Origin of the sequence: Enterococcus sp. DIV0682 (genome assembly GCF_051712685.1) — a bacterium.
In the GTDB taxonomy this organism is placed as follows: domain Bacteria; phylum Bacillota; class Bacilli; order Lactobacillales; family Enterococcaceae; genus Enterococcus; species Enterococcus faecalis.
This window is the reverse complement of record NZ_JBIOPK010000001.1, coordinates 2,487,779-2,513,252: the sequence shown is the minus strand read 5'-3', so window position 1 is coordinate 2,513,252 and position 25,474 is coordinate 2,487,779. Positions and strand designations below refer to the sequence as shown.

At 37.5% G+C, this 25,474-nt stretch carries 16 protein-coding genes and 1 pseudogene; 14 read left to right on the top strand and 3 right to left on the bottom strand.

Annotated elements, in window-relative coordinates; all coding sequences use genetic code 11:
• Positions 1-9: 9 nt before the first annotated feature.
• Positions 10-1,308 (bottom strand): S1C family serine protease, encoded by a 1,299-nt coding sequence (locus tag IGK96_RS12155; RefSeq protein ID WP_002368406.1) that lies wholly within the window; start codon positions 1,306-1,308, stop codon positions 10-12.
• A gap of 400 nt (positions 1,309-1,708) precedes the next feature.
• On the opposite strand from IGK96_RS12155, the gene rlmH reads away from it, so the two are divergent.
• Complete coding sequence (rlmH, locus tag IGK96_RS12150; RefSeq protein ID WP_002355021.1) at positions 1,709-2,188, top strand: 23S rRNA (pseudouridine(1915)-N(3))-methyltransferase RlmH; 480 nt, start codon at positions 1,709-1,711, stop codon at positions 2,186-2,188.
• A 582-nt stretch (positions 2,189-2,770) separates the two neighbouring features.
• A pseudogene (locus IGK96_RS12145) lies at positions 2,771-6,887 on the top strand (EF3023 family LPXTG-anchored polysaccharide lyase).
• 70 nt (positions 6,888-6,957) lie between these two features.
• Here IGK96_RS12145 and IGK96_RS12140 read toward each other — a convergent pair.
• The gene (locus IGK96_RS12140) at positions 6,958-8,361 is read right to left on the bottom strand and encodes a dicarboxylate/amino acid:cation symporter (RefSeq protein WP_002387350.1); all 1,404 of its coding nucleotides are present in this window, start codon (positions 8,359-8,361) and stop codon (positions 6,958-6,960) included.
• A 327-nt stretch (positions 8,362-8,688) separates the two neighbouring features.
• On the opposite strand from IGK96_RS12140, the gene IGK96_RS12135 reads away from it, so the two are divergent.
• The 10 genes from IGK96_RS12135 (at position 8,689) to IGK96_RS12090 (ending at position 19,761) form a co-directional block, all read left to right on the top strand.
• A complete protein-coding gene (locus IGK96_RS12135) occupies positions 8,689-9,390 on the top strand; it encodes a hypothetical protein (protein WP_010707036.1) in 702 nt (233 codons plus the stop codon).
• Positions 9,391-9,423: 33 nt separating this feature from the next.
• A complete protein-coding gene (locus tag IGK96_RS12130; protein ID WP_085443114.1) occupies positions 9,424-10,185 on the top strand; it encodes a hypothetical protein in 762 nt (253 codons plus the stop codon).
• 39 nt (positions 10,186-10,224) lie between these two features.
• The gene (gene gst, locus IGK96_RS12125; RefSeq protein ID WP_002361063.1) at positions 10,225-10,734 is read left to right on the top strand and encodes a DinB family glutathione transferase; all 510 of its coding nucleotides are present in this window, start codon (positions 10,225-10,227) and stop codon (positions 10,732-10,734) included.
• Positions 10,735-10,871: 137 nt separating this feature from the next.
• Positions 10,872-11,336 (top strand): RNA polymerase sigma factor, encoded by a 465-nt coding sequence (locus tag IGK96_RS12120; protein WP_002390448.1) that lies wholly within the window; start codon positions 10,872-10,874, stop codon positions 11,334-11,336.
• Between the two features lie 2 nt (positions 11,337-11,338).
• Positions 11,339-12,265, top strand: a complete 927-nt coding sequence (locus tag IGK96_RS12115) for an anti-sigma factor (protein ID WP_002368394.1) — start codon at positions 11,339-11,341, stop codon at positions 12,263-12,265.
• A 151-nt stretch (positions 12,266-12,416) separates the two neighbouring features.
• Positions 12,417-14,198, top strand: coding sequence for a DNA-binding protein (locus IGK96_RS12110; RefSeq protein WP_085443116.1), 1,782 nt, complete (start codon positions 12,417-12,419; stop codon positions 14,196-14,198).
• A gap of 243 nt (positions 14,199-14,441) precedes the next feature.
• A complete protein-coding gene (gene truA / locus IGK96_RS12105; RefSeq protein WP_049095631.1) occupies positions 14,442-15,182 on the top strand; it encodes a tRNA pseudouridine(38-40) synthase TruA in 741 nt (246 codons plus the stop codon).
• Positions 15,183-15,284: 102 nt separating this feature from the next.
• Complete coding sequence (locus tag IGK96_RS12100; RefSeq protein ID WP_002355036.1) at positions 15,285-15,668, top strand: potassium channel family protein; 384 nt, start codon at positions 15,285-15,287, stop codon at positions 15,666-15,668.
• A 128-nt stretch (positions 15,669-15,796) separates the two neighbouring features.
• Positions 15,797-17,059, top strand: coding sequence for a serine/threonine transporter SstT (sstT, locus tag IGK96_RS12095; protein WP_002359106.1), 1,263 nt, complete (start codon positions 15,797-15,799; stop codon positions 17,057-17,059).
• Positions 17,060-17,208: 149 nt separating this feature from the next.
• Positions 17,209-19,761: a cation-transporting P-type ATPase gene (locus IGK96_RS12090; protein WP_002391385.1), complete on the top strand. Its 2,553-nt coding sequence runs from the start codon at positions 17,209-17,211 to the stop codon at positions 19,759-19,761.
• A gap of 5 nt (positions 19,762-19,766) precedes the next feature.
• On the opposite strand, the gene IGK96_RS12085 is transcribed toward IGK96_RS12090, so the two are convergent.
• Positions 19,767-21,206 carry a helix-turn-helix domain-containing protein gene (locus IGK96_RS12085; RefSeq protein ID WP_002390992.1) on the bottom strand — a complete coding sequence of 480 codons (1,440 nt, stop codon included), beginning with the start codon at positions 21,204-21,206 and terminating at the stop codon, positions 19,767-19,769.
• A gap of 182 nt (positions 21,207-21,388) precedes the next feature.
• On the opposite strand from IGK96_RS12085, the gene IGK96_RS12080 reads away from it, so the two are divergent.
• The gene (locus tag IGK96_RS12080) at positions 21,389-22,294 is read left to right on the top strand and encodes an EcsC family protein (RefSeq protein ID WP_085443117.1); all 906 of its coding nucleotides are present in this window, start codon (positions 21,389-21,391) and stop codon (positions 22,292-22,294) included.
• Positions 22,295-22,467: 173 nt separating this feature from the next.
• Positions 22,468-25,455 carry a DEAD/DEAH box helicase family protein gene (locus IGK96_RS12075; RefSeq protein WP_002375638.1) on the top strand — a complete coding sequence of 996 codons (2,988 nt, stop codon included), beginning with the start codon at positions 22,468-22,470 and terminating at the stop codon, positions 25,453-25,455.
• The last annotated feature ends 19 nt before the right edge of the window (positions 25,456-25,474 follow it).

Below are 25,474 nucleotides of genomic sequence, written 5' to 3'. Positions count from 1 at the left end.
TTCTTTCTTTTATTGATTGCTGCGATTATTTTGTTGTGTTAAAGCTGATTTATCAATGGTTAAATCGATGGTTGCTTTCATTTCTTTAGAACCACGATAATAAGTCACTTCCATTTTGTCGCCAACTTTTTTCTTGTAAAGCGCGCTTTGTAAATCTGTAGTAGAGCTTACGTCTTGGCCGTCAACTTTCGTGATAACATCGTATTTTTCCAATCCAGCCTTTTCAGCAGGGGTCGCTGCTTCAACACCACGAACCACTACGCCAGTTTTTACAGAAGCTGGAATTTTTAAAATTTGTTCTTGTTGTTGTGAAGAGATACCTGTTAAATCAGACATCGTAATCCCGAGAGCTGGCCGCGTCACTTTACCATCTTTTTCTAATTGGTTGATAATGTTGACTACGTCATTACTTGGAATGGCAAAGCCCATCCCTTCAACGCTCACTTGACTAGTTGATTGCACAATTTTTACTGAGTTAATGCCAATGACTTGTCCTTCAATATTGATTAGTGGACCACCGGAGTTTCCTGGATTGATGGCAGCATCGGTTTGAATGGCATTAATATTGATGGTTTCACCAGACTCGTTTTTATTGGTAATGTTTCTATTCACAGAAGAGATGATTCCTTGTGTGACAGAGTTAGCATAATCAGAGCCTAGAGGGGAACCAATTGCAATAGCAGGCTCACCGACTGTGATTTTACTAGAATTCCCAAACTCAGCGACTTGATCAACTTTGTCGGAAGAAATTTTAATCACGGCTAAATCCGTATAAGCATCGGTTCCGACTAATTCGCCTTTCACTTTGGTACCATCAGATAAAACAACTTCCAATCCTTGTGCTTTATCTACGACGTGGTTATTTGTCACGACATAAGCCGTTTTACCATCTTTCTTATAAATAACCCCACTACCTTCACTAGCTGCTTCTAAATCGTTACCGTTGTTGCCGGAAGAGTCTTGTGTACCTTCATTCCCACCGAACAATCCCCCAAAAGGATCATCTGCCGAAGAATTGTTGCTAGCACTTTGCATATTAATGACAGAAACCACAGAATTTTGAACTTTTTTCACGGCTTTTGTGACATCGCTAGACACATTGTAACTCACATTGCTGACTTTTGTGTCACCGTGATTAGTGGACGTCGTCGTCGCTGCATTATTTCCGCCGTTGGGTGTGGGAATAATCCCAGAATAAGCGCCTCCTAGAATAAGGGCGCCACCAAGTAAGCCGCCAGCTAAACCAATCCCAAATTTTTGCAATAAACTTTTTTTATCTGAATTAGGTGTAACATCTTTTCGTTGCATAAAATAACCTCCCAATAAGTGCATCTGAATTTTCTATATTAAGTATATCTGTTTCCTACTCCTTTAGTCTATCGAATAGCTTTGAATTTTTTATGAACAACTTAGGGAAAAATTACAGAAAAAATACGAATGAAAAAGTTATACACAGAAAAATGTGAACAAATCGGGAATAACTCTGTGTACAGTTTTCAGAAAAGTTATCCACAGAATGTGGATAATGTGGACAAATCAGTAGCGAATATGTGTTTGTATTGAAAAAGCTGTTAAATAAAGTAATTTTTTAGTTTGTTCTGTGGATAACTCTGTGTATATGTGTATAAGTATGTGGAAACGTTGTGGAAAGTAGCCAAACTTCGTGCTAAAATAAGAACGAAGAGAAAACGAGAAAGTAGTGGAATAGGTGAAAATTAAACTAGTAACAGTCGGAAAACTGAAAGAAAAATACCTGATTCAAGGCATTAATGAATATCTGAAACGTTTAAATAGCTATGCCAAGATGGAAATCATTGAAGTACCAGATGAAAAAGCCCCAGAAAAACTCAGTGACGCTGAAATGCTTCAGGTCAAAGAAAAAGAAGGCCAACGTATTTTGGGGAAAATTAATGACAACGAATACGTCTTTGTTTTAGCCATTAATGGCAAACAATTATCTAGTGAAGAATTTTCAAAAGAAATTGAACAATTAGGGATTAGTGGCAAAAGTAATCTAACCTTTGTCATTGGTGGCTCCTTAGGTCTCAGTGATTCAGTCCTTCAGCGAAGTAACCAACAAATTTCTTTTGGCCGCTTAACTTATCCACATCAGTTAATGCGTTTGGTATTAGTGGAACAAATTTATCGCGGTTTTCGGATTATGAAAGGGGAACCGTATCATAAATAAGAAGTAGGCTGGTTGCTCAGTAATTTCTATGAATCAAGTCATTGCTTGAAAAATATATGAAGTAAAATATCTTTAGTCTGTTTGTCTGATAGAAAATAAAAAAATTCAATCAAACTGGTTTGAGAGCAACGTTACCGTTCAAACAATAAATAAAAATGAGAGGAATGGCAAAAAACAATGCTCATTCCTCTCGTTTTTTCAAAAAAATTGTCCAATTGTTGTGCCTCAGAAACAGGTTCAGCACCCATAATTATTATTTTAAAATGAGAAAAAATTAAGGGATTATCATAAAAATCAATATTTTTAACGAGAAAAGTTGAATAAGCTCTTCAATGAAGAAAACGCTATTGACAGTAATTAAAAATTACCTTAAAGTGAAAGCGTAAACATGTATAATATTTCATGTGACTAGGGAAAACTAGGCATGAAAAGTCTGTCTGAAGTAATTACTTTAGGTTGTCTTTTCATGCCTAATTTTTATATAGAATACTTAGTAGAGGAGGAAGTTGATTAAATTATCAGAAAAAAGTGTTTGGAAAAGTCGGATTGGTTGCTTAAAAATAGAAAGATATGGGGAAAAATATGATTAAAAAAATAATAGTCGTTGTTGCTTTCATGCTTACAGGCTTCTCGCTAACTGCGATGAGTGCATCTGCAGAAGAAATAACTGATTTATTTTTACAAAAAGAAGTGACATATTCTGGTGTAGAAGGAGGAAAAATTGGAGAGAATTGGAAATACCCTCAATTTGTTGGCGAAAAAGCTGTTGATGGCGATGAAACAACACGCTGGTCCGCTGATAAGCAAGATGAACAATGGTTAATTGTTGATTTGGGTGAAGTAAAAAACATTGGCGAACTCGTTTTACAGTTGCATGCAGAAAGTCCTGTGTATGAAATCTTAGTTTCAACAGATGGTGAAAGCTATCAATCTATCTTTAAAGAAGAGAATGGGGAAGGTGGCCAACCTACTAAAAAATATATTGATGGCAATAATGTACAAGCACGTTTTGTAAAATATCAGCAGATGAAAATGTGGCAACACACAAATAAGCAATTTTACAGTTCAAGTATTATTTCGTTTGAAGCATATGAAAAAAAACGACTGCCAGAAGCGATTAAACTTTTAACAGAGAACCTGACTATTAGTGAAAAAAGAAAGCAACAGCTAGCCTTTGAAGTGTCACCAGCTGGAGTAGATATCACAGAGGATCAGATTGAGTGGTCGAGTAGTGATCCTACCATTGTGACGGTTGACCAAACGGGTAATTTAACAGCAGTTAAGAGTGGTGAAGCGAAGGTAACAGTCAAAATTAAAGGAACAGAAATTAGTGATACAATTCCTGTGACTGTTGTAGCAGAAAATAAACAATATGCGGAAATGCGAGCAAAATGGAAAATGCGATTGTTAGGTACAACGCAGTATGATAACGATGCAGATGTGCAACAGTATCGTGCCCAGATTGCTACGGAGAGTTTAGCATTATGGCAAACGCTTAATCAAGCAGCAGATCGTGGGTATCTGTGGGAACGAAAACCATCGGATACAGTGTCTGCTGATTACACGACTCAATTTACCAATATTAAAAAACTAGCGTTAGGCTACTATGAACCATCAAGTGAGCTTTTTGAAAAACCGGAAGTTTATGATGCGATTGTTAAAGGCATTGAATTTATGATTGATACAAAAAAATACAATGGAACGTATTACACAGGTAACTGGTGGGATTGGCAAATTGGTTCCGCGCAGCCGCTAACAGATACATTGATTTTATTACATGATGACCTATTGAATACAGATGCAGAAAAATTAAATAAATTTACTGCTCCGCTGATGCTATATGCAAAAGATCCAAACATACAATGGCCAATTTATCGTGCAACAGGGGCTAACTTAACAGATATTTCAATCACCGTTTTAGGTACTGGACTTTTGTTAGAAGATAATCAATGCCTAGTACAAGTACAAGAAGCTGTTCCGTCCGTTTTAAAAAGTGTTTCCTCTGGTGATGGCTTATATCCTGATGGTTCCTTGATTCAACATGGTTATTTTCCGTACAACGGCAGTTACGGGAATGAGTTGCTAAAAGGGTTTGGACGAATTCAGACTATTTTACAAGGTTCCGACTGGGAGATGAATGACCCTAACATTAGTAATTTATTTAATGTTGTTGATAAAGGTTACTTACAATTGATGGTAAATGGAAAAATGCCATCGATGGTTTCTGGTAGAAGTATTTCCAGAGCGCCAGAAACGAATCCTTTTACTACAGAGTTTGAATCGGGTAAAGAAACAATAGCTAATTTAACCTTAATTGCAAAATTTGCACCAGAAAATTTAAGAAATGACATTTATACATCTGTCCAAACGTGGCTTCAACAAAGTGGGTCATACTATCATTTCTTTAAAAAACCAAGAGATTTTGAAGCGTTAATTGACTTGAAAAATGTGGTGAATAGTGCGTCACCTGCCCAAGCGACACCAATGCAATCTTTAAATGTATATGGTTCGATGGATCGAGTCCTACAGAAAAATAACGAATATGCGGTGGGGATCAGTATGTATTCACAACGTGTCGGAAACTATGAATTTGGGAATACGGAAAATAAAAAAGGCTGGCACAGCAGACGGCATGCTTTATTTATACAATCAAGACTTTGCTCAGTTTGATGAAGGATACTGGGCAACGATCGATCCATATCGATTACCAGGAACGACAGTTGACACAAGAGAATTGGCAAATGGTGCTTATACAGGGAAACGCAGTCCCCAGTCATGGGTAGGTGGCTCAAATAATGGACAGGTTGCCTCTATAGGAATGTTTTTAGATAAAAATAATGAAGGAATGAACTTAGTTGCTAAAAAATCTTGGTTCTTATTAGATGGTCAAATCATTAATTTGGGAAGTGGCATTACTGGTACGACAGATGCTTCGATTGAAACAATCCTCGATAATCGGATGATTCATCCACAGGAAGTGAAGCTTAACCAAGGTTCAGACAAAGATAATTCTTGGATTAGTTTAAGCGCAGCGAATCCATTGAATAACATTGGCTATGTTTTTCCTAATTCAATGAATACGCTTGATGTTCAAATAGAAGAACGCTCTGGTCGCTACGGAGATATTAACGAATACTTTGTTAATGATAAAACCTATACAAATACATTTGCTAAAATTAGTAAAAATTATGGCAAGACTGTTGAAAATGGTACTTACGAATATTTAACAGTGGTTGGGAAAACGAATGAAGAAATCGCAGCTCTTTCTAAAAATAAAGGCTATACTGTTCTAGAAAATACAGCAAACTTACAAGCCATTGAAGCAGGTAATTATATCATGATGAATGCATGGAATAATGACCAAGAAATTGCAGGACTGTATGCGTATGATCCAATGTCGGTTATTTCAGAAAAAATTGATAACGGTGTTTATCGCTTGACTCTTGCGAATCCTTTACAAAATAATGCATCCGTTTCTATTGAATTTGATAAGGGCATTCTTGAAGTAGTCGCAGCGGATCCAGAAATTTCTGTTGACCAAAATATTATCACTTTAAATAGTGCGGGGTTAAATGGCAGCTCGCGTTCAATCACAGTTAAAACAACTCCTGAAGTAACGAAAGAAGCGTTAGAAAAATTAATTCAGGAACAAAAAGAACACCAAGAAAAAGACTACACCGCAAGCAGCTGGAAAGTCTACAGCGAAGCATTGAAACAAGCACAAACTGTGGCAGATCAAACAACAGCAACGCAAGCAGAAGTAGACCAAGCAGAAGCAAAACTACGTTCGGCAGTGAAGCAATTGGTAAAAGTGCCAACTAAAGAAGTAGATAAAACCAACTTGTTGAAAATCATCAAAGAAAACGAGAAACACCAAGAAAAAGACTACACCGCAAGCAGCTGGAAAGTCTACAGCGAAGCATTGAAACAAGCGCAAACTGTGGCAGATCAAGCAACAGCAACACAAGCAGAAGTAGACCAAGCAGAAGCAGAGCTACGTTCGGCGGTGAAGCAATTGGCAAAAGTGCCAACTAAAGAAGTAGATAAAACCAACTTGTTGAAAATCATCAAAGAAAACGAGAAACACCAAGAAAAAGACTACACCGCAAGCAGTTGGAAAGTCTACAGTGAAGCGTTGAAACAAGCACAAACTGTGGCAGATCAAACAACAGCAACGCAAGCAGAAGTAGACCAAGCAGAAGCAGAGCTACGTTCGGCAGTGAAGCAATTGGCAAAAGTACCAACCAAAGAAGTAGATAAAACCAACTTGTTGAAAATCATCAAAGAAAACGAGAAACACCAAGAAAAAGACTACACCGCAAGCAGTTGGAAAGTCTACAGTGAAGCGTTGAAACAAGCACAAACTGTGGCAGATCAAACAACAGCAACGCAAGCAGAAGTAGATCAAGCAGAAGCAAAACTACGTTCGGCAGTGAAGCAATTAACATTGAAAAATAGTGGGGAAAATAAAACGGAACAAAAAAATGGGGGGAATAATGGACACTTAAATACTAGTGCGGGAGTTGATCAAACTGGTACGAAACAAGTTAAGCCATCAAGCCAAGGTGGTTTCAGAAAAGCTAGCCAATTTTTACCGAGCACAGGAGAAAAGAAATCGATCGCGCTTGTGATTATTGGTCTTCTAGTTATCGCCAGTGGGTGTCTTTTAGTTTTTCGTAAAAGTAAATCGAAGAAGTAAAAAATTACGGATTCACTAAAAACATAATGAAAAAGCAGACTTCCATACAAGAAGTCTGCTTTTTCATTAATTACTCCGCTTCCGCATTTTGCAAGTCAGCGACATCAGTCAGATAAGTGGCTTCATCCAACAAATCTTCCGAATGTGCAACATAAATCGCAGTGGCGCTATCACCCACCACGTTTAGGCTAGTAACGAGCATTTCGATTGGACGATTAATGGCTAAAATTAATGAATACGTCGCAATCGCAATCTCATTGTTATAGTTTAAACCAGTTAAAATAGTGAAAAGGATAATTCCGCCAGCGCCAGGTGCCGCCGGTGTACCAATGGATGACATTAAAGCTAAAATGGCAATCAAGGCAATATTAGCTGGTGTCACTTCATAACCAGCTACGCCCGCTACAAAAATAGCCGCAATTACTTGCATAATCGCTGTGCCGTTCATATTAATAGTCATTCCTAACGGCAAGACAAAGGCGGCAACATCGCTGTCGACACCTAACTCTTCAACCGTTGTTTTTGTATTTAACGGTAAAGTGGCTGCTGAAGAAGAAGTAGAAAATCCAAAAACCACAACTTTCATAATCTTTTTAATAAAAGGAACAGGATTTAATTTTGTCGCAAATAAGATAAATAATGGGTAACCAATCATCAAAAAGGCTAAGAGCGTCGCTGTCGTTGTTACGACGTAGACTAACGCTGGTTTTAAATAATCAATCCCGTAAGAAGCAAACGTCCGAACTAACAACATAAAGACGGCGATAGGAGCAAATTTAGTAATTACAAAGGTTAAAAATAACGTGACCATCGCATTGACTTCTTCAATTAATTTTTTGAAAACACGAATTTTATCCCCTAATGCATTAATACATAAACCAGTAATCACTGCCAACACAACAACGGCTAAAATTGCACCATTGTCGCTAAATGCAGAACCGATATTTTTCGTGACAGCATTGACAATCACCATTAATGGGTTGCCGCTCGTACTTACTTCGACAGGAGCTAGCGTTTCAGATAACGACACATTAAAAGCGCCAGTTAAATATACGCTATAGCCCACAATTCCAGCCGTTAATAGAGCAATCAGTGACATCGATAAAAAGCCAAAAATCGTTTTATAGGAAATTCGTCCTAATTTTTGCGTATCGGTAATATGACAAATGGCTAAAGTAATTGAAGTAAAGACCATCGGCACAATCACTAATTGTAGGCCGTTGATAAATAGTTGACCAATAATATAGAAAAGCCCAATCGCAGATTGTCCTTTTTCAGGATCTGAAATATCTTGGAAAAGAATCTGATTGATTGTCTGCCACACAGCGCCTTGATTGCTGCGAATAAGGTGCTCTCTTAAAAATAAAAAGCCGAGCCCAACGATTAATCCTCCCACCAATGAAATCACCATTTTTTTGGTAAATGAGATACCTTTCACTTCACGTTTTTTCTTTTCCACTTTGTTGCCTCCCAAATAAATTGATTAAGCACCGCGCAAAAAAAGCCTTGCACACAAAAAAAGGGCAAGACATCTCGTATCATTCACTATACAAAAATACAGAATTTTACAGAACTTTGCCTTGTTAGCCTCTCGGACTATCTTAAAGGTACTTTTCCACATACTAAGGGAAACTAAGAGAATTGTCAATTCTTTTTTACTTAGGGGGGGTGTTATTTTTGAAGAAAGAAAGGAAAGAAACAGACGTTTTTCATTTTTTGTTTAATGATTGTGTTAAAATAATCATTAGTAGAATAAGTGAAAGGAAATATTACCTTTCTATATGATAGGAGAGTATTTTTAATGAGAAGTGATCGACATCATAATAACAAGTATTTAGGAATAGTGATTGGATTATTAATTGTTATTATTGGATTATTAGTATTCATCTTAGTGAATGGGCAAACAAATTTAAAAAGAAAGACGGTAGAAGAAGTAGATGCAACACCATCTTCCTCTACAAAGACCGTTAGCAGTTATTCAAGTACCTCAGTGGTGCAAGAAAGTGAAAGTAGTTCAGAAGTTACTACTATTTCAGATGAAGAAAATGTGGCTGCAGAAGCAGTAAAAAAACTTTCCACTAGCCAACGTGCGGCGCTAGTTATTTTGGGTGCGCCTTCAGGATGGCGGTTTAATGGCTATCCAGCTCAAGAAAATTCGAATCAATCAGTTCAAGAGATTGCTTTGTCCAATATGAATACCATAACGTTAACCAAAGTAAGTAGTAAGTTAAGTGATAACACTAGTGAAAATGATCAAATGTTTTTTGCAACTGGAAAAAATATACAAGGTGTTGGCGGTGTTCCTTCGCAAATCTATGCGTTCGGACGTGATGGGGAAATGATTTACTATTATGTTGTTAAAACGAAACTGGATAATTCATCCGCTCAACCAACAGCGATAAACTTGGGACAAGCTAATATGAATAAAATTTGGAAAAATTTTTTTGATGTGGGTGATTTAAGTAGTATGAATCGAGTGGCGGATCAGATTGTTATAAAGTAATAGAGCACTGATTTAGAAAAGGAGTTAAAGCGTATGTTTAATCATCGTCACCAAAAAAATAAATACTTCTTTGTTGTGATTATACTGCTACTAGTCATTATTGGCTTACTTATTTTTCTTATTGTTACTGGTGGGACAAATTCTGAAAAACAAACAAAAAGTTCCAGCAAAACAACCCAAACAACAAAAATTAGTAAAGAGAGTTTGAAAACCATACCTCAAACAATGAGTTCACAGCAAAATAGTTCAACAAGATTAAACGAAATGAATTATACGGAGTCAGAGAAGCGAGCAATAACTAATGAATTTCTGCTCTGGGCTAGTAAACGAGCAGAAATTGGTGGAATGGCTGTTACCACTAGATTTTTTGATCATGGAGCTAGTGGTAAAGGTGATTGGTATGCATTAACACCAGATTGGCAAGCTATTTTAGTTCAGCGGCAAGATTCATCTAGACAAAATAGCTACTCTATTCAAGCCTTGGGTGGGGTAACATTTTATACTTCGAAAGATGGCACCTTGGGCCGGTCTAATAAAGTAATGACTTCGGCTTTAGCAGCAGGCTATAATGAAGTTGCTGATTTAGGAAAACCAATTATAAAATATTTACTTGGTGATGATGGTGAAATTTATGAATATCACAGTAGTGGTTCTTTTACAGATGGTTTTTATGAGATGGATGATAAAGGCAATCGGCAAGAAAATGGAAGGCCTATTCAAACATTTACCCTTTCCGCAGATACCGCAGCCAAAAAAGAACTACAACGGATTCTTTTGCAGTATAATAGAAAATAGAAACGAAAGAACAGGCACCAACACAAAGGAGGTATTTTTATGAAAGTCACTCAACTTTCTAGTGAAACCCTTGACCGAGCGCACGAACGTTTTGAAGAAACACTTGCGCAAATGACCGTTGCCGAAGCAAACACGATGCCCGCACCATTAATCAAGTCTGTTACTTGGCTGATGTGGCACACAGCCAGAGAATTAGACCTACAAATTTCCGCACTTAATCATAGTGAACCGTTATGGCTTAGCCAACACTGGACAGAAAAATTTGCCTTGGATTTGCCAGATGAGACAGAAGACTGGCATCACACACCAGAAGAAGCGGCGAAAGTCGTGGTGGCAGAAAAGCAATTGCTTAGTGACTATTTGGCTGCCAGTGTGGCACTTACCAAAAGTTATTTAGACCAAATCAAAGAAGAACAATTGTCAGACGTGATTGATAAAAATTGGACCCCGCCGGTGACTAGACAAGTCCGTTTAGTTTCAGCGATTGATGATGCAGTGATGCATTCTGGGCAAGCCGTTTATACACGAAGATTAGTCATTGGAAAATGATAAATAAGCAAAAACAAAAATGCTTCTGCTTAAGCAGGAGCATTTTTTATTGAGAGAAAAATACATAAAAATAATGAACGAAGAACTGTCCACTTTTTCCCTAGTTGAAACGTTGTATAAGTGAAAGGAGAAATCAGATGAAAAAGGAGGCAAATTTTGACGAAGTACTATTTTCTTTGGGGCAAGAAGTCATCCAAGTCTTGATTCGCCGAGGAGCAAGTCTTGAAGATGCACAAGATGCAGTGTCGCAAACGTATACAACGATTTTTTCAATATTACCTGAAATTACATCAGAAAATCTACGCCCGTGGTTTTTCCGAGTAACATTTAATTACTACATTACGATGTATCGAAAAAAGAAACGAGAACGCACTTTTGTGGCAAACAGCCATCCTGTGAAATCAATAGAAAAAATGGAAGGGCAAGAGTTATTATTATTGATCGATTCCTTAAAAGATGAGGAACAAGAACTATTACTTTTGAAATATTATTATCAATTATCGTATGCCGAGATTGCGTTGATTTTAGAATTATCTGTTGAAAATGTTCGCAAAAAATTGTATCGCACACGTCAAAAATTAAAAAAAGAACTGGAGGAATAGAAGTGGATTTAAAAAAAAGTATTCGTAAAGCGAAAAGAAAACAATTTATCGTGATTGGTGCCATAACCGTTGTTAGTTTTGCCGTATTGTTTGTCGGTTTTTTTGTGGGAATGGATAAACTTTCGACGAAAAACTATCATACCCTACTAGAAGTAATTAATGATCAAGAAATGATTGCTTCACCAAACACTCAATTAGATTCCCAAGTAATTGCTAATAGTTCGCCTTTTGGGGGCGAAGTTGTGACCAATCGTTCAAAAAATATTGATGGTTACACGGTGGAGTGGAGTAATTTACGTAGCAGATATAGCTTTTTCAGAAATTCGATTGACTGGAATGAAGTCTATCCTGGTAGCTATTATTCTTCTAAGAATTTTTATGAATACAACCGACAAACCAAGCAGAAAGTAGCATCTTTTTATAACCCAGCGATTACCAATTACTATGGTGGTATCAAAAACGAATTAACTGAATTAGATAAAATGGAAAACCAAGTAGCGGAAGTGGCGATTTCTTTTGATAAACCTTATCCATATGAAGAAGTCCGCAAAATGTTACCGAGCAATGTCAACTTAGTTTGGCTCTATGTTTACTCCGAAACGGTTAATGAAAAAGAGGGGCCTTCTGGTACTCTGCCTTATGGTTTTCAATTAAGCATGGACGATCAAAATGAAATATTTGATCCTGAAAACGACAAGCAACACTTTTTTGAAACCTTAGAAAAATCCCCCATGTTTGCTGACAACCAAGAAGGCCAAAAGTTTATCCAACAAAATAAAAATAAAAAAGTCGAAAAATTACCTATTTGGGGAGTCATGCTCACCGGACAAACTAAAAATTTCAAAGCCTTACAAAATGAACCTTTTGTTCGTGGCGCTTCAATTGGCGTGACCGCACCTATCGTTCCTTATATTCAGCCAGAGAAATAAACGTTCTTCAAAACTCTAAGCCTTCCGACTGATTTTGCTTCAACGATATTGTCAGTAAAAATAGAAAACGTTATAATAGAATGGATCACAGGAAGTGCTTCTACAATGCGTGGGAGCACTTTTTTTACTTATCTATGAGGAGGGCAAGTGAATGTTTTTTAATTTTATTGGGTTAACGTTATTTTTTGGTATCGGGATCTTAGTTGCGAATGGCGCCAAAATTGTAGCGAATAAAGGGAAAAAGAGTAAGGGGACCATTCTGTTAATGGCGATGGAATTGCTCTTGTTAGGTATCTTTTTATTTGTGACTTTGCCAAGTAAAAATCTTTCAACCGTGTTGTGGATTAATTTGATTGGCGCAGTGATTGCTAGTGGGATGTTATTAAGTACACGCTTAGCTAGTAAAGTCGAAGTTCCTGGTATCCAAAAGGGCCGCAAAGAAGTAGGCAAGAATACCAACAAAACGGCTAACAAAGACTGGTCTGGCAAAATTTTGGGTGTTGCCGTTTTGGCAATGATTTTGTTGACCATTGTCAGTAGTATTACCAGAATTTCTTCTATTGATGAAATTTATCAAACGATTCCTTTAAAAACGGAAGAAAAAGCTGAAGTTTTAACTTCGGCGAAAGAAACACCCATTGCGATTGCACCACAAACGGCGAAACGAAAAATGTTACAGAAATTTTCCGTCATTCCCAATTCCAATATGTTTACTTTGGATGGTATAACAGCACAAGTTGTCAATGGCGAGTATGTTTATGTAGCAACAGTCGAATTTAATGGCTTCTTTAAATGGCTAAAACTGGGGGAAGTACCTGGCTATTTCATCATTAGTGCGACAGATATCAACGCACAGCCAGAATTTGTAGAAAAACCAATCGTTTACACTCCTTCAGCTTACTTTGGCAAAGATGCCGCACGAAAAATTTATTCCGCTTATCCAGGTTATGCAGCAACTGGCACAATCAATTTAGAGCTGGACGACCAAGGGAATCCTTACTATATTCAAACGCTTTACAAAGAGTATGGGGTTTCTGGTCGCATGCACTATAATGAATTTAAAACGGCGGTATTAAATGCTACAACAGGAGAAGTTAACGTTTATGACAGTCAAAAAGCCCCAAGTTTCGTTGATGCGCCGATTACTAGCTCAGCGGCGAATAGCTTAAATGAATTCTTTGGTCGTTACAGTCAAGGCTGGTGGAACCAGACAATGTTTGGTGCCAAAAAAGATGTTAAAATTCCAACTGAAAATGGTATTTATGCATCAGGACAAATTACGCCGATGATGAACAAGGAAGGGAACCAGTTGCTTTATTTTACGGACTTTACAAGTAGTGAAAAAGACCAAGATTCCGCTTTAGGTTACTCCTTAATCAATGCCCGAACAGGCCAAGTTACGTATTATCGTGATACTAAAGTCGGCATTATGGATAGTGATGGCGCCATTTCTATCGCCTCAAAAATTTATCCAGAAAAGAAATGGAAAGCTAGTATGCCAGTCCTTTATAACATTGATGGCGTGCCAACGTGGATTGTTTCGTTAATGGACAGTAAAGGGATTTTCAAAAAATATGTCTATATAAACGCCGTAGATAATGATATTGTGATTGATGCAGACACGGCACAAGGCGCATTAGACGCTTATCGAATTGAGTTAGTAACCAAAGGAAGTAACAATGAAAATACAGACAAAGCCAACTTGAAAACGATGCAAGGGAAAGTAGCTCGTGTCTCAGTAGTAGCTGGGGAAGCGCAAACGGTAGTTTCATTTTTACTAGAAGATGAAAAAACTATTTTTAGCGTAACGACTAATAACAGTCCGCTGGCGCTATTCTTAAAAGAGGGCGACCAAGTGACATTTAAAGCCGTAGTGACTGAAAATGCTAAAGCAGCGAATGTTGAAGAATTGAAAATTGCAGGATTAAACTAAGAGGTCGGGACAGAAGTGTTTAACTCCGAGAAATAAGAAGGAATTTCCGAAAATTGTTCTTTAATTTTTGGAGAATTTCGGCTTATTTCCGAAGGAGTTGCTTTTGTTCCCGCCGTTTATCAATTTTTAAGCCTGGAACAAAAATCCAAAGTGATTTTTGTCCCAGGCTCTCTTGGAAAAGAAGAAAAATCCACTTATTTCTGCTATGATAAGAGAGAAAAAGAATACGAAGGAGCTTCGCCCATGCGCAACATAAAATTAACCATTGAATACGATGGTAAAAGATACTCAGGTTGGCAACGACTAGGTAATTCAGAGAAAACGATTCAAGGGAAAATTGAAAGTATTTTAACACAAATGACAGGTGAACCGATTGAAATTATTGGCTCAGGCAGAACGGATGCCGGCACACATGCACGTGGTCAAGTAGCGAATTTTAAAACGACTAGTTCACTAACAACAACCGAAATGTTATCCTTTTTAAATCGATATTTACCTGGCGATATTGTTGTTAAAGAAGTTACAGAAATGCCTGAACGTTTTCATGCACGGTATAACGCCACAGGCAAACAATACAGCTACTATGTTTGGAATAGCCCAATTCCTAATGCCTTTGAACGGTATCATAGTTTTCACTTTCCCAAAGCGTTGGATCAAGAAAAAATGGAACAAGCTTGCCAAAAATTAATAGGGACCCATGATTTTATTGGTTTTTCAGCATTGAAAAAAACCAAAAAACCGACTACTCGAACGATTGAAAAGATTACGATTGAAAGAAACGGCGAAATGTTACAGTTCACTTTTGTGGGCAATGGTTTCTTGCATAAAATGGTCCGCATCCTCGTTGGGACACTTTTAGAAATTGGTGCAGGCACCAAAGAATTAGCGATAATTGACGAATTATTCGCAACAAAAGTCCGAGAAGGCGCAGGTGAAACGGCTCCTGCACAAGGATTGTTTTTAGATGAAGTGTATTATAAATAACAAAAAAATAAATTTTCTTTAACCACACCAATTAAAAAGTTGAACTTCATCTAAAAAGTGCTAACGTTAAGAAGAGATTAACAATAGAAAGAGGTCATTTTTTTGCTATCTTTACTTATTTCTGTCAAAAAACTATTTTCATCTTTTTTAGGTATCTTAAAAAAAGAAGACACTCGTGCCTTGTTCTTTTTACTGGCAACCACGTTGTTGAGTGGGACTATTTTTTATTCAACAGTGGAAAAATTGTCGCCATTAGATTCGTTATATTTAAGTTTTATGACGTTAACCACGATTGGTTATGGAGATGTGCATCCAGTTACTGACTTGGGAAAAATCTTCACTATGGTTTATGCTACAGTAGGCTTGGGGATTATGGCTATGTTTATTTCGGTCGTAGCAAAATCCTACTTGTATTCTAAACAAAGTCATCACCACCATCACCATAAAAACAAAGAGCATTCAGCGGAAAAGTCTTCAGAAAAATAGACGAAATTGATGAGTTGACCAAGTGTTTCTCGAAAAATGAAAGTTTTTTGAGAAACACTCTTTTTTTATCTTAATAATTATGGTAGTATGTCCCAAACTGTATTTTATTTTAAAGGAGCGTGAAGTGAATGGTCAAAGCGATTCGGAAATTATCGTTAATTCAAAAAATCATGATAGGGATTGTGATTGGAACCACCTTGGGTTTCTTGGTGCCAGAATGGACCTTCATCAGCGTTCTTGGTGAATTGTTTGTGGGCGCCTTAAAAGCAATTGCGCCGATTTTAGTTTTTGTCTTAATTATTGCGTCGCTAGCCCAACAAAAGGCTGGGGCGAAAACATATGTTGGATCAATTTTAGTTGTTTATCTGTTAGCGACATTTTTGGCAGCTGTTGTTGCCGTGACGGCAAGCTATCTGTTTCCCGTTAAGATTGTCTTGGAGGCGGCGCAGGAAGCGCAAGCAGCCCCAACGCAACTTAGTGATGTTTTAAGCAATGTGTTAACAAGTGTTGTCCAAAATCCGATTCAAGCGATGATTGAAGGCAATTATTTATCTGTTTTATTTTGGTCCTCATTAATCGGCATTGGGTTACGTCAAAGTTCGGTCGCTACCAAGGATGTGATTGCCAATCTTTCGACAGGGATTACCACGGTCGTTCAAATGATTATCGGCATTGCGCCAATTGGGATTCTGGGATTGGTGTTTCATTCGGTGGCAACCACAGGCATTGCAGGGTTAGCCAAGTATGGCCAGTTATTATTATTGTTAATTGGTACGATGGCCGTGGTTGCTTTAGTCGTTTATCCAGCGATTGTTTTTTGGAATATTCGGCAAAATCCGTATCCGTTAGTCTTTTTTGTATTAAAGGAAAGTGCGATTCCCGCATTCTTTACACGCAGTTCTGCGGCCAATATTCCCATTAATATGGAATTGGCGAAAGCAATGGATTTAAATGAAGAATCTTATGCGGTCTCTATTCCGCTGGGCGCAACGATTAATATGGGCGGCGCAGCCATTACGATTACCATTATGACATTGGCGGCAGTCCACACATTAGGCATGTCCGTGCCAATCTATTTAGCCTTATTGTTGAGTATCATCGCCGCTGTTTCTGCTTGTGGGGCTTCAGGAATTGCTGGTGGTTCCTTGTTGTTAATTCCGCTTGCATGTAGTTTGTTTGGCATTTCCAATGACATTGCCATGCAAGTCGTCGGCGTTGGCTTTATCGTCGGCGTAGTCCAAGATTCCATTGAAACAGCGTTGAACTCTTCTAGTGACTTGTTGTTTACCACCTCAGTTGAGTTAGCAGACCGACGTAAAAATGGTGAAAGTATTGATGTCAAAGCGTTAATTGGCAAAAGTCAATTGGTGGTCGAACAAGAAAATATTTAAAAGAAAGGAACAACCCGCTAAAATGCGGGTTGTTCCTTTCTTTAATAATCTCGGCCCCATTTTTTTCAGGGGCCACTGAAATTATCGACCATTTTGTGAAGAAAATCCTCTCTATAATAAAGGTATCAAGTAAATAGGAGGTACACGAAATGAAATGGTATCAACTTTCCTCAACAAAAGTAATCGAGCAGACTAAGACGAAGCAAACGGGTCTTTCTAGCGAAGAACGTCAGCAACGTTTACAAACGAATGGTCCAAATAAAATTGAAGAAAAACAACAACTGAAAACGTGGCAAAAGCTAGCCAAACATTTTACAGATTTACTAATGGTGGTCTTACTCGCTGCCGCAATTCTAAAATTTGCCACAGGCGAAGTGGTCGAAGGAAGTATCATTTTTCTAGTGGTACTTGTCAATGGCTTTGTCGGTTATTGGCAAGAGCGTAAAGCAGAAGAATCATTAGACGGCCTGAAACAGATGATGGGCCAAGAGGCAGTCGTTCTAATTGATGGACAAAAAACAACCGTTTCTTCTGAAACATTGGTTCTGGGGGATGTAGTCACGTTACAAGCTGGCGATGTAGTCCCAGCAGATTTGCGCTTATTTGATGTTCATAATCTGATGATTGAAGAATCAATTTTGACAGGCGAATCAGAAGCCGTAGAGAAAATTACCGGTTCCTTGAATGAAGAATTGCCAACAGGCGATCAAAAGAATTTGGCTTTTTCAGGAACTCTTGTCCAAGCGGGCTCAGCCTTGGGCGTTGTAGTAGAAACAGGAGATTCCACTGAAGTTGGAAAAATTAATCACGCGTTGCAGTCAGTAGATCAAAAAACAACGCCGCTCGTGCGGAAAATGCACCAATTAAACAAGCAAATTTTCCAAGGGATTATGGTCTTGATCGTGTTTCTGATTTTCTTTACCACTTTTCGTCATGGCATGGAATGGAGCCTCTTATTTTCTGCGATGATTGCATTAATTGTAGCAATGATTCCAGAAGGCTTACCTGCTGTGTTAACGATGATTTTATCGATGGGTGTTCATGAGATGGCTAGAGAAAATGCGATTATTAAAGGCATGCCTTCCGTTGAAACATTAGGCTCAATGACAGTTATCTGTTCAGATAAAACAGGAACGCTAACTAAAAATGAAATGACGGTAATGGATGTAGTGACTGAAGAAATGACCATTGTCAAAGAGATTATGGCCAACTGTCAAGAATTGAAATTACAAGACCAACAAAAAATCGCCGACTTGCAGGGGAATCCTACCGAGTTAGCTTTACTACAATATGTTGATCAGGATCAACTGTCTTTACGCCCTGTAGAAAAGAAAATTCCGTTTAGTTCAAGTTATAAATACATGGCCACTCGCCATCCGCAAGCAGAAGGTTCAATTATTTATGTCAAAGGTGCGCCAGAAGTATTGTTACAACTTTCTATGTTATCTGATAATCAAAAAGGTGCTTGGCAAGCACAAGCTGCGCAATTAGCGCAAAAAGGACAACGGGTATTAGGTTTCGCTTATAAGACAGTTACGTCACAACAGGAACTGACACATGAAACATTGTCAGGATTGACGTTTGCTGGACTGGCAGGCATCATCGATCCGCCAAAAGAAAGTGCCATTCAAGCCGTCAAAGAATCTCAAGAAGCAGGTATTTCCGTCAAAATGATTACCGGAGACCATAAAGATACAGCGCAAGCCATTGGCGAGCAAGTTGGTTTAAAGCATACGAAAAAAGTCCTTGAAGGATTAGAAATTGATGCTATGTCAGATGAAGAATTAGCTCAGCACGTTCAAAAAGTCGATGTATTTGCACGAACGACACCAGAACATAAATTACGAATTGTCACGGCTTTACAAAACAATGGCGAAATTGTCGGAATGACCGGCGATGGTGTGAACGATGCGCCAGCACTAAAGAAAGCTGATGTCGGAATTGCCATGGGAATTAAAGGAAGTGAAGTAACCAAACAAGCCGCAGATATGGTTTTGGCAGATGATAATTTCCATACGATTGCTAAAGCTGTGAAAGAAGGACGCCGCATTTTTGATAACTTGAAAAAGACGATTACTTTCTTCTTGCCAACTTCTTTGGCACAAGGCTTAATTGTTGTCTGGGCGCTTTTAATGAATCATCCTCTACCGTTGACACCTGTCCAGATATTATGGGTAAACATGGTAACTACGATTACTTTGTCTTATGCATTAGGTTTTGAAAAAGCGAGTGCTGATACCATGAAACGACCACCAAGAGATGTCAACGAAGGCATTTTAACAAAGTACAGTATTTTTAGAATCGTCTATGTGTCGGTACTCATTATGGTACCAGGTTACCTCATGGCGTTACAATTTGAGGGCCAAGCCTTACAGCAAACGTTCCTCTTACAAAGTATCGTCTTAGCGCAAGCAGCGTATATGATCAACTGTCGTAAGTTGGTTGATCCGTCGTTAAGCACAGGATTTTTCCAAAATAAAGTGTTGTTTGCTTCATTAGGAATCCTCTTTTTACTACAAGCACTAGTAGTTTACTGGCCAGTAGCGCAGCAATTAATTGGCACAACTTCTTTAAATGGCCTTCAATTAGCAATGATTTTCGTCCATGTTGTGAGTCTGTTTTTCCTTGTTGAAGGGGAAAAATATATAACCAAACGATTCATGACGAAAGAAAGCCAAAAAACTAGCGAATGTCCTCGCTAGTTCCTTTAAAAATAAGAATGAAGAGTGAGCTCTGCTAGTCGGCGGAGTTCATTTTTTGTTGGAATTAAAGAGAGATAAAAGACAGGAAGATCAAGATGATCCAAGGGGAAATTGGAAATAATTATGTCGGCTTCATTTAACGTCAACTGGCTTAGTTCCACATATTCAATAGCTTGTAATTTCACACGAGTACCTAAATAAGCAGCTAATTCTTGTTGTAAAAAAGCTTTCCAAGCAGGTTCCCCTTGAAAGAGGAAATAGGCAGTCATCGTTTGCGCCTGAATGGAATAACTGGCTTGTTTTTCTAACAAAGAAGCCAAACTAAGAAAATAAGTCGGTTCTTCAATCGTGGTGTAGCGAGATAAAATCTCCAAAAGTTCTTGGTTGCTCTTTGATAACGCAAGGTCCTCTGCGGCTTGTTCGGTCATTAATTCTTGATATTCCAATTGAAATTGCTCAGAAAGTGTTGGGGACTCGGTATATTTAATGAATAACAATAACAGATTATCCAATAAATTTGTTTGGATTAAATCAGGCCGGGCTTCTTCAGTGGACAAATTAGTGACAAACTGTTGTAACGACTTTCGCAGCTGACTGTAATGAGTGTGGAGCGCAGAAGCCAACGTTTCGCCATAGACATTATCGTAATTCCAACTTTCTAAGAAACAAAAGAAGGCGAAAAAACTTTCTTCTCCTTGCAAATAGATGCCTTCAGAAGCATAAAGCTTTGCCAAGGACGGTTGATAAAGTTGAAACAAGACATCTTTTGAATCAAAAGAAAATTGACTCACTCGGCAATTGGCTTTGTTGCGAATCGTGTTAATAAAAAACCAACAAGCGCCAAAAATTTCTTCCGTTTCCACCGTCAACTCACTACTGTAAACTTGTTTCAAAAATTGAAAATAATGCTCCTCATGAATAGAATAATCGTCAAAAAAATAATTATTATGAGTAAAAGGCACCAACAAGCGATGATAAAAAATCCGAATATTGCTTTCTTCCCCGATCAGCTGAATGGTGGTTGTAGTTAGCTGAATCATTAAATGAAAATCCCGTAAGGCCTGATTCATTTTCTTGATATGTCGCTTCAAAGTTTCATAAGAAACACCACTAGTGCTCAAAAAAGAAGTTGTCACTAACTCTTTCGTAAATAGTAGCTCTTTTAATAGTTGAATACTAATGGATTGAGGTAAAAATAATGACCAAAGCTCATTGGTTTGCGCATTCCCCTGATTACGTAACCGAATACCACTGCTATCGGTTTCAATGGACCAGTCGGCGGGTAATTGACTGCGAATATACTGTAAATCCGAAAAAACGGTTCGCTCTGTCGTCTGGATTTGCGTGGCTAAACGCTTGGCTGTCAGCTGAGGAACATTTAACAACTGTTCCAACAAACGAATTTGCCGAAGCAAATCTTTTTCCGTTATCACACGTTTTAACATGGAGTACATGGCAAAACCTCCTTTTGCTTAAGAATACGGATAAAAAGGGGATTGGTCAATTAAAAAAAGAAGCGAATCGTCATTCCTCGTAATCTTTTTTCGATAAGGAAGTGGCGTTGTTTTTGAAAGATAAAAGGAGTACACTGTAAGAGAATTTATGCGTAAAAATAGGAGGCCTACAGTTGGAAGAAGAAGTATTAGCGTTGAAAGTAGTGAATGAGTCGTTAAAATTACCTGGTGTCAAAGTGAATCGAAATGCTTTTTTGACAAAAATGTTTCAAGATAAAGTGGACAATGTACAAGAATTATTTGATGATGGACCAGAAAAAGTCTTATCAAAAAAAGAACTAGACCGAGCTGCTCAAAAATGTATTAACCAAGCAGTTATGCAGTCGAGCGCAATTTCATTTGCGACAGGAATTCCAGGTGGTCTGGCTATGGCAGCTACCATTCCCGCAGATATTGCGCAATTCTATGGCTATTCTTTGAAATTAGCGCAAGAAATTTCTTATATTTATGGCTACCATGATTTATGGAACAATCAAGATGAATTGACAGAAGAAGCCAAAAATACACTGATTTTATACTTGGGAATCATGTTAGGGGTAACGTCAGCTGGTTCGGTCGTTCGGATTTTGTCTAATAGGTTGTCTATTCAAGCGCTAAAACGTCTACCACAAAAAGCTTTGACAAAAACGTTTCTCTTCCCAATATTGAAAAAAATATTAGCTGTTTTTGGGACGAAATTAACAAAAGCAACTTTTGCGAAAGGTGTTTCTAAAGCAATTCCCGTTTTAGGCGGCGTTGTTTCCGGCGGCATTAATTATGCCTCTATGAAACCAATGGCTATGAGGTTAAAGGATGAATTAAGTAAAAACATAGGCTATACTCAAGAAGATGCAGAAAAAGATTTAGAAATTTTAGAAGCCGATTTTGAAGTTATTTCAGAACAACCTGAAACAGAAACAACTAAATATGCGGACGATATTTTTAGTAAACTAGAGCGAGCACATGCCTTATTTGAGAAAAAGATTTTGACAGAAGCCGAATATATAAAGCTAAAAGAAACGATTATACAAGAAGGATAATTTAATCAATAAAAAATGGAATCTTTTCAATAAAGATTCCATTTTTTATTGAAAAAGTTGGGGTAATTCATTACACTTACACTGTATGACAGCGTAAGTTCTTGTTGTTAGAGCGAGAGAAAAGGCTTTATTTACGGAATTTTTTCTCATTAAAAGCGAGAGGAAGTATTTAATTGGCAGAAGCAAAATTTGAAGAAGCGTTAATAAAAAAGCTTGAGTCTGAGGGTTGGACTTATCGTAAAGACTTATCGAATGTAAGTATTAAAAAGTTAGAGCAGCATTGGCACGATGTATTAAATGAAACAAATGCACATAAATTAAATGGTACACCGTTATCTGATAATGAATTCAAAATGATTCTCCAAGAATTACAACGTATTCGAACACCTTACGATGCTCAATTATTATTGGTTGGAGCAGGTGGTGTTGGCTCAATTCCGCTTGTTCGGGATGATGGATCAAGTTTAGAAATTGAAATTTTTTATTCAGATGATGTGGCTGGTGGTCGTTCACGTTATGAGGTTGTTAGCCAAGTAATGTTTAATAATTTACCTAAAGGTTTAACATCCAAGAGAATTATTGATTTAGCGTTATTGATTAATGGAATTCCTGTTGCGCATATCGAAGAAAAAGATGAACATTTACAAAATCAATGGCATGCATTTGAACAATTGAAAGGCTATCATGGCGATGGATTATATGAGGGCTTATTTGCTTTTGTACAAGTCCAATTTATTTTAAGTCAACACTCAGCGCATTATTTTGCACGACCTAATGCCTTTGAACATTATAATAAAACATTTGTTTTTGGCTGGCGTGATGAAAGAAATAAAGATATTACAGATGCTTTTGAATTTGCTCACCAAGTCATGGGGATTCCTGCATTACATCGGTTAGTCACTGTCAATATGATTCCAGATGCATCAAATGATAATTTGATGGTTATGCGTAGCTATCAAATTCAAGCAACACGAGGCATTTTACAACGTATGAAAGAAATGGAATCCAGTGGCCTAATTGAAAAAGAAGGCGGTTATATTTGGCATACGACGGGTTCAGGTAAAACGGTGACCTCTTTTAAAGTTGCTCAATTATTAGCTTCTGCGCCAAGAGTTCGCAACGTTTTGTTTATTGTTGATCGTGTCGATTTAATTGACCAGACATTAGAAAACTTTAAAGACTTTGCGTATATGCACTTTAAAAAACGAATCAAAAAAGTTAATGGCCGTGAACTTAAACGAGAACTAAAACATAAAGGTGCTTCACAAATTTTACTAATTTCTGTTCAAGGTTTAACAAAAGCGGTGAAAAATGGTCTAACAAATGATGAGTGGAATGTCATTATCATGGATGAAGCGCATCGAAGTGCCAGCGGTGAATCTGTTCAGTTAATAAAAAAAGCATTTAAGAAAACAACATGGTTTGGCTTTACTGGAACGCCCAATTTTTATAGTGATGAAATTAACGATGTGACAACAACAAGAGACATTTCAACACATGATATTTTTGGGAAACGATTGCATACTTATACCATTAAAGATGCAATTGGTGATGGCAATGTTCTAGGCTTTGACGTCACTTATTTCAAGCCTCATTGGGTCGTTGAAAATGCAGAAAGTGATTTTTCTGAACAAGAATATGAAAAAGAAGTCTATCAAAGTGATGTTTACCGTCGTCAAGTCGTTCAAGACATTTTGGACAATTGGAAAAAAACCTCTAGCGGACCGTTAATAGGTGGGGTCCGAAAAGAAAATACTTTTCAAGCAATGTTAGCAGTCTCTGGTAAACAAGCAGTAGTACATTACTACAATATTTTTAAAGAAAAAGCACCGCACTTAAATGTAACCATGACTTTTTCAACGGATGAATCAAATAAAAATGGTACAAAAGAGCAAAATGAAGCTTTAAAAAAAGCAATTAAGGCTTACACAGAAAAATTCAATGTACCAAGTATTCTTTCTGCGAAAGACCCAGCACGTGCGTATATGATTGATATTACTAAACGACTAGCTCGTAAGAAACCATACAATCAAGGAAAAGAAGAAGATCGTTTAGATTTAGTGATTGTTTCAGATCAACTGCTCACAGGTTTTGATTCAAAATTTATTAACATGATTTATATGGATAAAATGCTTAAAGAAGGTATGCTGATTCAAGCGATGTCGCGCACCAATCGGACGCTGAACCGTGACAGTAAACCACATGGAAAAGTTCGCTTCTATCGCCAAGGCGATGCAATGAAAGAATATGTAGAAAATGCATTGCGTATCTATACACGAGGCGGAAACGATACATTACAAGAAGCGGAAGAAGAAGCTGGAAATCAAGAACTTAAAGATTTAGAAAATGATGATATTTTAGCTAAACCACAAAGTCATCAAATCCAAGAATTAGAAGGAACAATTGCTCGTTTAAAAGAACTAGCAGGGGATGATTTTAGCCAAGTGCCTCGTGGAACTAATGATATCAGAGAATTTGTCAACTTGGCTTTTCCAGCGCAGAGTAAGATTCAACAATTGATTCAGCAAGGATATGAGTTAGGAACCGAGATTGATGTTTTAGATGATAACAATGAACCAACTGGTGAAATGATTCGCTTAGATATTGCCAATACTGACGAATTTGGCGCGTTACAAGCGAGATTATATGATACTAAAGAAAAACTACCTGAATCAGAACGACCCGATTTAACTGAAATTAAAATAGGAATTGAATTTTTTGACCATGAAATTATTGACTATGATATGTTAGTTGAATTGTTAAATAACTTTATGGATGAAAAAACAGAGCATAATCGAGAAGCGATTGATAAACATATTACTCCAATGGATGATGAAAGTCGTCAAGAAATTAATGAAATTGTCGATGATATTGAATCTGGTGAAATTACGGAACACTTCACTACTGAAACGCTTCAACAAGAGCGTAAGAAAAGACGGACAAATCTTCGAGAATTGAAAATTCGGCGATGGGCGGCTGACCAAGATGTAAATGGAAATCGAGTAGTTGAGGCATTTGATTTATTTTTACCTGGTCACACACTCATTGATAATCCTAATTTGGCAGATTTAGTTCGTGAAATCGAAAAAGAAGAAAATATTGACTTTTTTGGTGCCGCCGAGTTTGAAGAAGCCCTAATGAAATTTTTCAATTCATTATAATTAGAAAGAAGGACAGAAT

Bases quoted from the DNA above. Each gene is read 5' to 3' on its own strand.
- gst (WP_002361063.1), top strand. From the start codon at position 10,225: ATGAAAGTCACTCAACTTTCTAGTGAAACCCTTGACCGAGCGCACGAA.
- IGK96_RS12120 (WP_002390448.1), top strand. From the start codon at position 10,872: ATGAAAAAGGAGGCAAATTTTGACGAAGTACTATTTTCTTTGGGGCAA.
- IGK96_RS12090 (WP_002391385.1), top strand. From the start codon at position 17,209: ATGAAATGGTATCAACTTTCCTCAACAAAAGTAATCGAGCAGACTAAG.
- IGK96_RS12130 (WP_085443114.1), top strand. From the start codon at position 9,424: ATGTTTAATCATCGTCACCAAAAAAATAAATACTTCTTTGTTGTGATT.
- IGK96_RS12135 (WP_010707036.1), top strand. From the start codon at position 8,689: ATGAGAAGTGATCGACATCATAATAACAAGTATTTAGGAATAGTGATT.
- IGK96_RS12085 (WP_002390992.1), bottom strand. From the start codon at position 21,206: ATGTTAAAACGTGTGATAACGGAAAAAGATTTGCTTCGGCAAATTCGT.
- IGK96_RS12155 (WP_002368406.1), bottom strand. From the start codon at position 1,308: ATGCAACGAAAAGATGTTACACCTAATTCAGATAAAAAAAGTTTATTG.
- truA (WP_049095631.1), top strand. From the start codon at position 14,442: ATGCGCAACATAAAATTAACCATTGAATACGATGGTAAAAGATACTCA.
- IGK96_RS12110 (WP_085443116.1), top strand. From the start codon at position 12,417: ATGTTTTTTAATTTTATTGGGTTAACGTTATTTTTTGGTATCGGGATC.
- sstT (WP_002359106.1), top strand. From the start codon at position 15,797: ATGGTCAAAGCGATTCGGAAATTATCGTTAATTCAAAAAATCATGATA.